This is a genomic window from Thioalkalivibrio sp. ALE22 (assembly GCF_000381445.1).
Lineage (GTDB): Bacteria > Pseudomonadota > Gammaproteobacteria > Ectothiorhodospirales > Ectothiorhodospiraceae > Thioalkalivibrio.
Window position 1 is genome coordinate 17,981 of record NZ_KB906502.1, and the last position, 12,218, is coordinate 30,198.

At 69.4% G+C, this 12,218-nt stretch carries 14 protein-coding genes; 8 read left to right on the plus strand and 6 right to left on the minus strand.

Annotated features, from left to right (window positions below; all coding sequences use genetic code 11):
- Positions 1-73 precede the first annotated feature (73 nt).
- Positions 74-781, plus strand: coding sequence for a MarC family protein (locus F793_RS0104890; RefSeq protein ID WP_018882721.1), 708 nt, complete (start codon positions 74-76; stop codon positions 779-781).
- 14 nt (positions 782-795) lie between these two features.
- Here F793_RS0104890 and F793_RS0104895 read toward each other — a convergent pair whose 3' ends face one another.
- The gene (locus tag F793_RS0104895) at positions 796-1,566 is read right to left on the minus strand and encodes an HAD family hydrolase (RefSeq protein WP_018882720.1); all 771 of its coding nucleotides are present in this window, start codon (positions 1,564-1,566) and stop codon (positions 796-798) included.
- 168 nt (positions 1,567-1,734) lie between these two features.
- On the opposite strand from F793_RS0104895, the gene dksA reads away from it, so the two are divergent.
- The 6 genes from dksA to thpR all read left to right on the plus strand — a co-directional run bounded on the left by dksA (position 1,735) and on the right by thpR (position 8,224).
- Positions 1,735-2,187 (plus strand): RNA polymerase-binding protein DksA, encoded by a 453-nt coding sequence (dksA, locus tag F793_RS0104900; RefSeq protein ID WP_018866929.1) that lies wholly within the window; start codon positions 1,735-1,737, stop codon positions 2,185-2,187.
- 13 nt (positions 2,188-2,200) lie between these two features.
- Positions 2,201-3,148, plus strand: coding sequence for a tRNA glutamyl-Q(34) synthetase GluQRS (gene gluQRS / locus F793_RS0104905; protein WP_018882719.1), 948 nt, complete (start codon positions 2,201-2,203; stop codon positions 3,146-3,148).
- Positions 3,149-3,240: 92 nt separating this feature from the next.
- Positions 3,241-3,414: a hypothetical protein gene (locus F793_RS14070; RefSeq protein ID WP_018866931.1), complete on the plus strand. Its 174-nt coding sequence runs from the start codon at positions 3,241-3,243 to the stop codon at positions 3,412-3,414.
- The gene (locus tag F793_RS0104915; protein WP_018882718.1) at positions 3,404-6,331 is read left to right on the plus strand and encodes a sensor histidine kinase; all 2,928 of its coding nucleotides are present in this window, start codon (positions 3,404-3,406) and stop codon (positions 6,329-6,331) included. Before F793_RS14070 ends, F793_RS0104915 begins: the two co-directional genes overlap by 11 nt.
- A complete protein-coding gene (locus tag F793_RS0104920; RefSeq protein ID WP_018875799.1) occupies positions 6,328-7,692 on the plus strand; it encodes a sigma-54 dependent transcriptional regulator in 1,365 nt (454 codons plus the stop codon). The genes F793_RS0104915 and F793_RS0104920 overlap by 4 nt, the downstream gene beginning before the upstream one ends.
- A 10-nt stretch (positions 7,693-7,702) precedes the next feature.
- Entirely contained in the window at positions 7,703-8,224 is a 522-nt protein-coding gene (gene thpR, locus F793_RS0104925) for an RNA 2',3'-cyclic phosphodiesterase (protein WP_018881506.1), read from the plus strand.
- A 55-nt stretch (positions 8,225-8,279) separates the two neighbouring features.
- Here the strand turns inward: thpR and F793_RS0104930 are convergent, their stop codons facing one another.
- The 3 genes from F793_RS0104930 to F793_RS0104940 form a co-directional block, all read right to left on the minus strand.
- Positions 8,280-8,888, minus strand: a complete 609-nt coding sequence (locus F793_RS0104930; protein WP_026280806.1) for a hypothetical protein — start codon at positions 8,886-8,888, stop codon at positions 8,280-8,282.
- 146 nt (positions 8,889-9,034) lie between these two features.
- Positions 9,035-9,325 (minus strand): nitrogen regulatory protein P-II, encoded by a 291-nt coding sequence (locus F793_RS0104935; RefSeq protein WP_026280909.1) that lies wholly within the window; start codon positions 9,323-9,325, stop codon positions 9,035-9,037.
- 4 nt (positions 9,326-9,329) lie between these two features.
- Complete coding sequence (locus F793_RS0104940) at positions 9,330-10,277, minus strand: sodium-dependent bicarbonate transport family permease (RefSeq protein WP_018882716.1); 948 nt, start codon at positions 10,275-10,277, stop codon at positions 9,330-9,332.
- Positions 10,278-10,481: 204 nt separating this feature from the next.
- Here F793_RS0104940 and F793_RS0104945 point away from each other — a divergent pair, with 204 nt between their 5' ends.
- Positions 10,482-11,060 (plus strand): NAD(P)H-dependent oxidoreductase, encoded by a 579-nt coding sequence (locus tag F793_RS0104945; RefSeq protein ID WP_018882715.1) that lies wholly within the window; start codon positions 10,482-10,484, stop codon positions 11,058-11,060.
- A 185-nt stretch (positions 11,061-11,245) separates the two neighbouring features.
- On the opposite strand, the gene F793_RS13605 is transcribed toward F793_RS0104945, so the two are convergent.
- Positions 11,246-11,575, minus strand: a complete 330-nt coding sequence (locus F793_RS13605; protein WP_081618705.1) for a hypothetical protein — start codon at positions 11,573-11,575, stop codon at positions 11,246-11,248.
- Between the two features lie 115 nt (positions 11,576-11,690).
- Positions 11,691-12,212 (minus strand): phosphatidylglycerophosphatase A, encoded by a 522-nt coding sequence (locus F793_RS0104950; RefSeq protein ID WP_018881509.1) that lies wholly within the window; start codon positions 12,210-12,212, stop codon positions 11,691-11,693.
- Positions 12,213-12,218 lie beyond the last annotated feature (6 nt).

Sequence of the window (12,218 nt, forward strand, 5' to 3'; positions counted from 1 at the left end):
GGCGATCGGTGTGATCAGGCCGCCTGCGCAAGCTTATCTCGCAACCTTCCGGCTTCCGGCCTAAGATCCAGTCATGCTCGTACTGCTGGAATACCTCGTCGTCACCTTCCTGGCGGTGTTCGTGATCGTGAACCCGCTGACCACAGCGTTCATCTTCACGGCGATGCTGCCACGCGCCTCTGAGGAGAAACGGCGCGCGATCGCGCTGCGTTCGGTGAAGGTAGCCACCTCCCTGCTGTTCGCCTTCGCCCTGCTGGGCGGGGTGATCTTCCAGTTGTTCGGAATCACCCTGGCCGCGTTTCGCATCGCCGGCGGCATCATCCTGTTCGGCATCGCGATCGGCATGATTCGGCAGAAGGGAGCGACCGAAAAGGAGACCGCCGAAGAGGTGAAGGCCGACAAGGGGCACGTGACCGAGGATATCTCGGTGATCCCGCTGGCGATCCCGTTCATGAGCGGTCCGGGTGCGATCGCCACGGTGATGATCCTGACCAGCGAGGCCCCGACGGTCTATCACACGGGGCTCGTGTTCCTCGGCGTACTGGCCTGCATGGTGGCCTGCTACTACGCGATGATCTATTCGCGCTACATCGTCCAGTACCTGGGCGACACCGGGAAGGACATCCTCACCAAGGTCTTCGGCCTGATCCTCGCAGTGCTGGCCGTGCAGTTCGTGATCAACGGCATCAGCGACGCCGCGATCGGCTTCATGCTGGATACGCAGATGCTGGACGAGAACGAGGTCGAGGACCCGCGCATCCCTCCGCGCGAGCTCGACTGACCTGCCCCGTCCCGCTACGACTGGGCGCTGGCGTGCCAGGACCGCAACGTGGCCACATCCACCGCCGGGCCCGGCAACGCGGGACCGGCCAGAACCCTCGCCGGTGCGTCCGGCTCGCCGAACCCGTCCAGCACCGCCAGCGCGCCCTCGAAGTCCTGTTCCCGGGTGTAGTCGTTGGTGGTGACCACCACCTCCAGCCCGGCGCCGCACGCGGACCGGACCCCGTTGTCGGAATCCTCCAGGGCGAGGCAGGCGCTGGCGGGCAGGTTCATCGCCTCCAGCGCATGGGTGAAGATATCCGGCGCGGGTTTCTTGGCCGGCACCACGTCCCCGGCGGAGATCACCTCGAAGCGGTACGGCCCCGCGTTTCCCAGCGTGGCCTCCAGCAGCGCGGTCACGTTCTCGGGGGTGGTGGTGGTCGCGATGGCCAGGCGCAGTCCCTCGGCCTCCGCCTCGTCCAGCAGGCGGCGAACGCCCGGGCGCAACGGGATCGCGCCGGACTCCAGCATGGCCACGTAGTGACGCGTCTTGGCCGCATGCAACTCGCGGATGCGGGCATCGATCCCCGGCTCTTCGAGAGCCTCGGGATGATCTTCCGACAGGTACTGGCGAATGCGTTCCTTGCCGCCGGTGACCCGCAGCAGTTCGCCGTAGCGCGCCACACTCCAGTCCCAGTCCAGGCCCGCGTCCGCGAACGCCTTGTTGAACGCCACCCGATGACCGTCCCGCTCGGTGTCCGCCAGCGTGCCGTCGACGTCAAAGATCAGTGCCTGCAATTCCGCCATCGTGATTCTCGGTCCCTTCTCGTATCTCGCTGAAAACAGTGCCCCGCCGCTCGCAGCCCCTGCAGGTCCGGAGGCGACCGGGCGCAAACCGTCATGGCACGGGACTTGCCCGCCCCGTCCGACTCTGGTACTAAGTGCGCCTCATTTTTCCAGCCGGAGAAAGCCCGCATGGCTGCAGACGAAAAGACCGACAAGCCCTCCACCCAGCACATGGTCGCCGGGGGCATTGCGCCCTACGAGCCGAAGCCGGACGAAGAGTACATGAATCCGGATCAGCTGGACCATTTCCGCAGCCTGCTGCGGGCATGGCGCCAGGAACTGGCGGAGGAAGTCGATCGCACCGTGGGGCACATGCGCCAGGACGCGGCCAACTTCGCCGATCCGGCCGACCGCGCCACCCAGGAAGAAGAATTCGGTCTGGAACTGCGGGCCCGCGACCGCGAGCGCAAGCTGTCGAAGAAGATCGACGAGGCCCTGCGCAAGATCGAGACCCACGACTACGGCTACTGCGAGACCTGCGGCGTGGAGATCGGCATTCGTCGCCTGGAGGCCCGCCCGACGGCCACCATGTGCATCGACTGCAAGCAGCTCGACGAGATCAAGGAAAAGCAGCGCGCCTGATCCCGGCCGGGCCGTGACCCCCACGCCCGAACCGCAGTCCCCGGTCGACGGCTACGTCGGCCGGTTTGCCCCGACCCCTTCCGGCCCGCTGCACGCGGGCTCCCTGCTGGCCGCCGTCATCTCCTGGCTGGACGCCCGGAGTGCCAATGGCGAGTGGCACCTGCGTATCGACGACATCGACGCCCCCCGGGTTCGCCCGGGGGCGGCCGATGCCATTCTGCGCACCCTCGAGGCCTTCGACCTCGGCTGGGACGGACCGATTGTCTGGCAAGGCCAGCGCGGCCCCACCTACCAGCGGGCCCTGGATACCCTGATGGACACCGACCGGGCCTTCCCCTGCGGGTGCACCCGCAAGGACCTGGCTACCCACGGCCACCCTGGCTGGGAAGGCCCCGTCTATCCGGGCACCTGCCGCCACGGCCTGCCGCCCGGTCGCGAGCCCCGCGCCCTTCGCGCCCGCGCCAGCCGGCGCCACTGGACCATCGAGGACCGTTTTCTCGGTGCGGTCGCCTTCGACCTGGAGGCCCTGGGCAGTGACTTCATCATCCGCCGCGCGGACGGCATCGTGGCCTACCAGCTCGCCACCGTGGTCGATGACCTCGACCTGGGCGTCACGCATGTGGTCCGCGGGATCGACCTTCTGGGCTCTACACCGCGCCAGATGCAGCTTTACCGGGCACTGGGACACCCCCCGCCAGCCTATGCCCACCATCCGGTGCTGGTCGCGCCCGGCGGCGACAAACTCGCCAAGGCCACGGGTGCCACAGGGATTCGAGCGGATGCGGCGCGGCGCCACCTCGCCGACACCCTGGGGCAGATCGGACTCGCGCCTTCCGACCGACAGGCCCCGGACGCGCCCGGTGCCCAGCTGGCGGAGGCCCTGGAACCGCTACGGCGCCGGCCGCTCGCGGCATATCTGCCGCTGCACGCCGCGCTGCCCGGAGCCACCGCCGCGGTGTAGACTCGCCGCATGCTATCCCGCCGCGCGCCAATCCGGAAGGCCCCGCAGGAACCCGTGCCCCGCAGCGGCCCGGCACGGGGGAACATCTGACCATGGACGCCCCGCGCGCCATCCTGATCGCCCTCCTCGGGGCCCTGCTGTTCCTGAGCCCGCTGGTGATCTGGGTCGCCCACCTGAGCCCCGCCTGGTGGTGGCCGTTCGCCGCCTGGGCAGTCTTCATCCTGGCCATCGCGGCCCTGAGCCGGGGCGGTCGTCGTGACCCTTAGCCTCGGCCTGCTCTATGCGGTGGGCGTGGCCTACCTGGCCCTGCTGTTCGGCATCGCCTTCCTGGCCGACCGCGTCCCCCGGGTCGGCCGGCTGGCGGCGAACAGCTGGGTCTTCAGCCTGTCGCTGGGGGTCTACGCGACCTCCTGGACGTTCTACGGCAACCTCGGCTTCCTGGCCGACCAGGGCTATCTGTACCTGACAATCTACCTGGGCGTGACCCTGGCCTTCGCCGCCACGCCCTGGCTGCTGCGCCCGATCCTGCGCGTGACCCGCGAACAGCAACTGACCTCACTGGCCGACCTGTTCGCCTTTCGCTACCGCAGTCGCCTGACCGGACCGGTGGTGGCCCTGTTCATGCTGGCCGGCGTGCTTCCGTACATCGCCCTGCAGATCAAGGCGGTGGCCGAGTCCGCCGCGGTCCTGACCGCGGAAACCCCGCCCCACCTGCTCGCCCTGACCTTCAGCGCCACCATCGCACTGTTCGCGATCCTGTTCGGGGCCCGCCACATCGCCCCGCGCGAGAAGCACGCCGGCCTGGTGCTGGCCATCGCCTTCGAATCCATCGTCAAGCTGATCGCCATCCTCGGCATCGCGGCGGTGGCCCTGTACGCGGTGTTCGGCGGTTTCGCCGGCCTCGACGACTGGCTGGCCGCGCATCCCGAGGCGGTCGATGCGCTGTACGCCCCGGTGCGCGAGGGTGGCTGGTTCGCGATGATGATTCTCGCCTTTGCCGCGGCCTTCCTGCTGCCGCGCCAGTTCCACATGCTGTTTACCGAGAACATCAACCCCCAGGCCCTGACCACCGCCGCCTGGGCCTTCCCGGCGTTCCTGCTGCTGCTGAACCTGCCGATGCCGATCCTCTACTGGGCCGGCGAGGCGGCCGGCCTCGGCATCTCGCCGAACTACTACGCCATCGGGATCGCCGGACTGCTGGAGTCGCCCAGCCTGGCGCTGCTGGTCTTTATCGGCGGGCTGTCCGCCGCCAGCGCCATGATGATCGTGACCACCCTTGCGCTGGCCCACATGGGGACCAACTACCTCTCGCCGCTGACCCGGCTGCACGAAGAGGAACGCAGCGCCAACATCTATACCCGCCTGCTCTGGGGGCGGCGCATCTGGATCGTGTTCATCATCGGACTGGGCTATGCCTTTTACGGCCTGTTGCAGGTGGTCGAGGGGCTGGCGCAGCTGGGGCTGATCTCGTTCGCCGCGGTGGCCCAGCTGCTGCCGGGCCTGATCGGTCTGATGCTGTGGAAGCAGGCGACCCGGGTCGGCTTCCTGCTCGGACTGGCCGCGGGCATCGCCGGCTGGGCCTTCACCCTGGTGATGCCGCTATTGTCGGATGCCGGCATCGCCACCGGACTGCCGGACCCGCAACAGTGGCTGCTGGCCGGGATGCTGGACCCGTGGACCTTCGCCCTGATGCTGAGCCTGGGCATCAACGCCCTGCTGTTCGTGATCGGGTCGCTGCTGACCCGCCCCAACCGCGAGGAGATCGAGGCCGGCCGAGCCTGCTGCCCCAACGAGTCCACCGGGGCCGGGGCCGGCCTGCCCCTGGCTGGCGACGTGACCGAGATGGAAACCGCCCTGGCGGCCACCCTGGGGCCGGGTGCCGCGCATCACGAGGTCCAGCGCGCGCTTGACGACCTCGGCCTGCCGCGGCACACGCGCTCGCGCAGCGACCTGCGCCACCTGCGCGAACGTATCGAGCGCAACCTGTCCGGTCTGCTCGGGCCGGTCCTCGCGCGCATGATCGTCGACCAGCACCTGCGCCTGGATGCCGCCGGCCGCCAGACACTCAGCGAAAGCCTGCGGCGCATCGAGGAGCAGCTGGAGACCCGTTCCCTGCCACTGTCCGGTCTGGCCGCCGAACTGGATGCCCTGCGCCGCTTTCATCGCCAGATCCTGCACGAGCTGCCGCTGGGGGTGGCCAGCCTGACCAATAGCGGCGAGATTACCGGCTGGAACCAGGCGCTGGCGCAACTCACCGGTGTGGCCACCGAGGACGCCGTGGGCCAGAACATCGGCCGGCTCGACAGCCCCTGGAGCGGCCTGTTGACGGCCTTCCTCGAGAGCCCGGACCGGCAGTGGTACAAGCTGAACGTGGATCTGCCCGCCGGCAATCGCCGCCTGAACCTGCACCGTTCCGAGCTGCAGGATGCCCATGGCCAGGTGGAGGGGCGCGTGGTCCTGATCGAGGACGTGACCGAGCGCGCCCAGCTCGAGTCCGAGATCGCCCACGGCGACCGCCTGGCCTCCATCGGCCGCTTTGCCGCCGGGGTCGCCCACGAGATCGGCAATCCGCTGACCGGGATCGCCTCGCTGGCCCAGACCCTGCCGCTGGAGGATGATCCCGACGAGATCCGCGGCATCGCCGACGACATCCTCGCGCAGACCCGGCGCATCAATGCGATCGTGCAGTCCCTGATCACCTTCGCCCACGCCGACGAGGGGCCGTCCGCGGGGCACTTCGAGACCATCGCGCTGGACGAACTCCTGGCCGAGGCCATTCGCCTGACGCGCCTGGCCGGGCGCAAGGACCTGCAGTTCTCCACCACCGGCCTGGAGGGGCTGCATGTCCGCGGGTCGCATGCCACGCTGCTGCAGGTCTTCATCAACCTGCTGACCAACGCCGAGCAGGCCTCGCCCGAGGGCTCCACGGTCGTGATCGCCGCGCGCGTCCATGGCCGCCACATCCAGATCACCATCGACGATGCCGGCCCCGGGATCGACGAATCCAGCCTGGAACGCCTGTTCGAGCCCTTCTTCACCACCAAGCCGGCCGGTCAGGGCACCGGCCTGGGCCTGCCGGTGGCCTACAGCATCGTGCGCGACCACGGTGGTACCCTGATGGCCGCCAACCGCCCCGAGGGTGGGGCCCGATTCCTGCTCATGCTGCCGCACCAAGACCGATGACCCGCATCCTGCTCGTAGACGACGAAGCCCCGATCCGCCGCGCCGTGCGCCGGTTCCTGGAGCATCACGGCTTCGAGGTCGGCGTGGCCGAGAACCTGGCCGAGGCGCGCGCCCTGGCCGCGGCCGACCCCTACGACCTCCAGCTGGTGGATCTGCGCCTGCCGGACGGCGAGGGCATCGAGCTGCTGCCCGAGTTCACCCGCTCGCCCACGGTCATCATGACCAGCTACGCATCGGTCCCCTCGGCGGTGAACGCGATGAAAGAGGGCGCGGCCGACTACATCGCCAAGCCCTTCGACCACGACGCACTGTTGCTGACCCTGCGCGCCGCCCTGCGCGAACGCGAGGCGCGCGACCGCCTCCCGCCCGAGCCGCCCGACGCCGGGACCGAAACCCTCAGTCACCCGGGCCTGGGCCTGATCGGCGACAGCCCCGCGATGCAGCGGCTGCGCGACCAGATCCGGCGCGTGGCGGCCACGCACTCCACCGTGCTGCTGCGGGGGGAATCCGGCACCGGCAAGGAGCTCGCCGCACGCGCCCTGCATGAACTGAGCCCGCGCGCCGGGGGGCCCTTCGTGGCCGTCAACTGCGCCACCATCCCGGAGGGCCTGGTGGAGGCCGAGCTGTTCGGGCACGCCCAGGGCGCCTACACCGGGGCGGTCAAGGCCCGCACCGGCCTGATCCAGAGCGCCCATGGCGGCACCCTGTTCCTGGACGAGATCGGCGAACTCGCGCCGGCGGCCCAGGCGCGCCTGCTGCGCGTACTGCAGGACGGCGAGATCCGTCCGGTGGGCGCCAACGAGAATCAGAAGGTCGACGTGCGCCTGCTGGCCGCGACCCATCGCGATCTGGAGGGCATGATCGAGGATCAGGCCTTTCGGGCCGATCTCTACTACCGCCTGCGGGTACTGGAGCTGGCGATCCCGCCCCTGCGCGAGCGGCGCGAGGACATCCTGCCGCTGGCGCAGCATTTCCTCGAGGGGCTGGCCGGATCGGGAACGGTCCCCCGCCTGACGCAAGCGGCGCGGGATGCCCTGGAGGCCCAGGACTGGCCGGGCAACGTGCGCGAACTGGCCAATGCCCTGGAGCGCGGATGGGTCCTCTGCCCCGATGGACACATCGCGCCGGAGCACATGGGCCTGGAGGCCCCGGACACCGGCGCGGCCGGGGAACACCCCAACCCGGCCTTCCCGACGCGCCGCAAACCCCGGGGCTCGAGCCTGAACGAGTACTTCCGCCAGTTCGTGCAGGAGAACCAGGACCGCATGACCGAAACGGAACTCGCGCGGGCGCTGGGCATCAGCCGCAAGACCCTGTGGGAACGCCGTCAGCGCGAAAATCTGCCGCGACCACGCACCTGAACCCGCCGCTGTGGCCGAGGCCCCCGAGTTCCGACGAGTCTTCCTCGCCCTGTGGCCCGACACGGCCACACGCGAACGACTGGATCGGCTGGGACGCACCCTGGATGGTCCCGGCCGTCCGATCCCGCCCGAACATCTGCATCTGACGCTGGCCTTCGCCGGCACAGTTCCCGCCGGGCAGGCCGATTGCCTGGCCGGTCACCTCGGGAGCCTCGCCAGCGACCCACTGGAACTGACCCTGGACCGACTGGGGCACTTCGCGCGGCCGCGCATCACCTGGGTCGGCCCCGACGATCCGCCGGCGGCCCTCCTGGACCTCGCGGATCGGGCCCATGCCCTCTGCCGGGAGTGCGGCATCGACACCGGCCCGCCCCGCCCGTTCCGGCCGCACGTTTCGCTGCGCCGCCACGCGGCGCCGCCCGCCCGGGAGCGGATCGAAACGCCGCTGCACTGGGCGACGGACACGATTGCCCTGGTCGAGTCCGGCCGCGACGGGCATCCCGGGCCCTACCGCATCCTCGCCCGGACGTAAGGAGGGCCCGCTTCGGGCCCTCCCGGACGAAGCGCGATGTCCCGGGCCACCGCGATCAGTCCACCGGCGGGAGATTGCCCATTTCTGCCGGGTCCGCCGGGTCCGCCGGCTCTGCCGGATCGGCGGGTTCGGCCGGGCGGTTACCGGTGTCCGGCCGCGTCGGGGTCTGGTCCCCCAGCGGAGGCGCATCCGCGCCGCGGGGCTGACGCTGCTGGCCCAGCGGCGGCGCGTCCTGGGGCTGCCCCTGTCCTTGCGGCTGCCCCTGGCCACCGGGCGGCTGGCCCTGCCCCTGAGGCGCGGTCGGCGCGCCGCCCTGACCGGGGGCCGGCTGACCACCGCGCTCCATCTGGCCCGGGGCCTGCTGTCCCTGGCCCGGCGGCTGGCCGGGTGCCTGCTGTGGCTGCCCTGGGGGCATGCCCTGACCACGCTCCTGGCCCTGGCCGCGCGGCATACCCTGACCGTGCTCCTGGCCCTGGCCGCGCGGCATGCCGCCGTGCCCCGGGGTGTCCTGCCCGCCCGCCGGAGGGGCACCCCGCTCGGCGGGGGGTGTACCCTGGCCCATGCCCCCCTGCTGGCCGCCTTGCTGCGCCTGGGCATGGGCCGTTCCCACGGCGAAGAGCGAGCCAAGGGCAATGATCAATGCGGTACTGCGAAACCGGGTCATGGGAAACTCCTTGCGGCCGTGAAGCCATTGGTTCAGGCCCCCGGTGATAGCAGCCGGGCCCCGCGGCCCCCAAGGCGCACGGGCGAGTTCCCCGGAATTTCGTGAAGCACTTCACTTCGTGGAGGCTGCCTGACTGTCCGGCCGGATCAATTCTTCAAGTCGACGGGCACGGTAAACATCAGCAACCCATAGTCCGACTCGTACTGTTCCTTGAACCGGGCCGCGATCCGCTCGCACAGCTCCGACGAGGCCACGACCTCCAGCTTGATGTTGCCGCCGGCCCGCCAGTTGCCCCGGCGCTTGCCGTGCCGGCCCCAGCCGCGTGCGTCGGTCACCGTGTAGCCGGCCGCCCCCATGGCGCGTACCTCGTCGATCAGCATCTCCTCCAGGATCGCCTCGGCCACCACCGTCAGCAGGTACATGTCATCGCCTTGCATCGAGCTAGCCTCCGAGCGAATAAAGGGTCTGGGCCATCCAGAAATACAGCGGAACACCCAGGAAGATATTGAACGGGAACGTCACACCCAGCGAGGCCCCGATCGACAACGCGGGGTTGGCCTTGGGCACGGCAATGCGCATCGCGGCCGGCGCCGCGATGTACGACGCACTGGCATACAAGGTGGCCAGCAGCAGCGTGCCCCCCAGGCTCATGCCCAGGCCCCATCCGAGCAGGATCCCGAGGATCGCGGAGACGATCGGCATGACGATCGCAAAGACGATGAGGAACAGCCCGTACTGGCGGACATCCGCGATGCGGCTGGAGGCCACCAGCCCCATCTCCAGCAGGAACAACGCCAGCACCCCCTTGAACAGATCAAAGAACATCGGCTCCAGCGGCTCGATGTGATCCGGGCCGGCAACGAACCCGATCACCAGTCCACCGGCCAGCAGGAAGATGCTCTTGCCAAAGATGACCTCGTGCAGGGTCTTGCCCCAGCGAGTGGGGCCCCGGCTGCCCATGCGCGCCAGCAGGATCCCGATGACCAGCGCCGGCATCTCCAGGAGTACGAGGAACACCACCATGTGCCCCTCGTAGTCCAGACCCCGGGACGCCAGAAACGCGACCGCGACCGAGAAGGTCACGACCGACACCGAACCGTAGTGGGCCGCAATGGAAGCCGAATCCGCCCGCGGCATCCGCCCGAGAAGGTACAGCACCGAAAACGCGATCAGCGGGATCAGCGAACCCACGGCGAGCACCGCCAGGCCCGGCAGCAGCAACGGAAGCAACTCGCTTTCCGCCAGCTTGACCCCGCCCATCAGGCCGATGGCCAGCAGCAGGTAGATCGACAGCGCCTCGTAGATCGCCATCGGGATCTTGAGGTCCGACTTCGCCAGACCCGCGATCGCCCCCAGCAGGAAGAACAGCACAACCGGATCGAATGCCATTTCGCCTCCGCGTCCCGACGCTACAAGCCACCGCAGCGCACCCCGTTATGGTAGGCAAGACCCTCGTGCCAGGGAACCGGTTTCCGGAGGCGTTTTTGGCGGCCAACCAACCGCCCCCTCACACCACGGCCCGTACCGGAACCACCGCGTCCGCCGGCTGGGCTACGCTTGGGAAACGGGCTCAGCCATCACGAGGGCCAACGCATGACGCGAATCCTGATCCTCCAGGGGCACCCGGACCCGGCCGGCGGCCATCTCGACCACGCGCTCGCCGACGCCTACCGCGAGGGGGCCGAACAGGGCGGCTTCGCGGTGGACACCTACACCATCACCCATCGTGATGTCCCGCTGCTCAGGAGCCAGGCCGAGTTCCTCGACGCAAGCGTCCCGCCCGCGATCCTCGAGGCCCAGGCCCTGATCGAGGCCGCCCACCACATCGTGCTGATCTACCCGCTGTGGCTGGGCGACATGCCGGCCGGGGTGAAGGCCTTCCTGGAACAGACCCTCAGGCCAGCCTTTGTCGCCGATGGCGACATGAACCGTCTGCGCCACACGCGGCTGAAGGGCCGTTCCGTACGCATCGTGGTCACCATGGGCATGCCGGCCCTCGCCTACCGCTGGTGGTTCGGCGCCCACAGCCTGAAGAGCCTGGAGCGGAACATCCTGCGCTTCTGTGGCTTCGGCCCCGTCCGCCACACCCTGATCGGCCAGAACGGCGGCAACGCGGCTGCGCGCGAGCGCTGGCTGCAGCAGCTGCGCACGCTCGGCCGCCAGGCGAAGTAACCGACCAGTCGGTGCACTTGGGGGCCATTCCCATCCAGCCGGCCTGTGTGTACCCCAACGACCTCCCACTGAGCGAAGGACGGGAGCACCGATCGGGACGTCCGAAATGAATTGACCACTACACGGTCAAACGGAGACCGCCCCACCCCGGGAACACGTGCGCAGGGCGGATCCGCCGCGCTCGGTCAGAGCCCCGGGAGATCCGGGCTCGGCGGGGTGGGCGGCTCGGGGAGATCGGACGGGTCCGGCAGCGGCGCGTCGTCCGGGGACGGCGGCGAGGACGGATCCGGCGCCCGCGGAAGGTCGGGCCCCCGATCGGGGCGCGGGTCGCCGCGGCGCTGCCCGGGCGGAGTACCGCCGTGTCCGGGTGGCAGGTCGCCAGCGGCCGGCGTGTCGCCACTGGCGCCCGGGGCGCCCGAAGGCGGCCCGCCCGCCGGCTGCGCCTGGGCGCCGCCAGACGCCAGGAGGGCACTCACGAACAAGACTTGAAGCCAATGACGCATGGAGATCTTCATGCCACACACTCCTTTGGTGGATATCTGACCCTGAGGCGTTGCCGTATCCGCACGAGTTCCCGTCATCGCGCGACTCTGCCGACCCGTTCACACCCGGGCCCACCCCAGCGCTGTCCTACGCCTCGACCACCAGTTGCTGGAACAACCCGCCCAGGATCACCAGGGCGAAGCCTGCGTACAGGCCGGCGACCACATCGTCCATCATGATCCCGTGGCCGTCCTGCCACTTGTGGTCGAAATAGTTCGCCGGCCAGGGCTTGAGGATGTCGAAAATCCGGAACAGCAGAAAGCCGACCACCACCCACATCAGCCCCGCGGGGGCAAAGGCCAGGGTAATCAGCATGCCCGCCCATTCGTCCCAGACGATGCCCGGGTGATCGTGCACACCGAGCTTGCGGGCACTCTCGCCACAGATGTGGAAGCCGGCCATGACCACGATCACGGTCACGGCGATGTAGGCCCATTCCGGGAAATTCATGATCGCGAAGTACAGCACCAGCGCGCCCAGCGAGCCGGTGGTGCCCGGGGCCCAGCGCGACAGGCCGCTGCCGAAGCCGAAGGCCAGCAGGTGGATCGGATCGCCGAATACGGTCTTCGCCGATGGCATCTGCGGTTTGCGGTTCTTCTGCTCCGTCATGGCTAC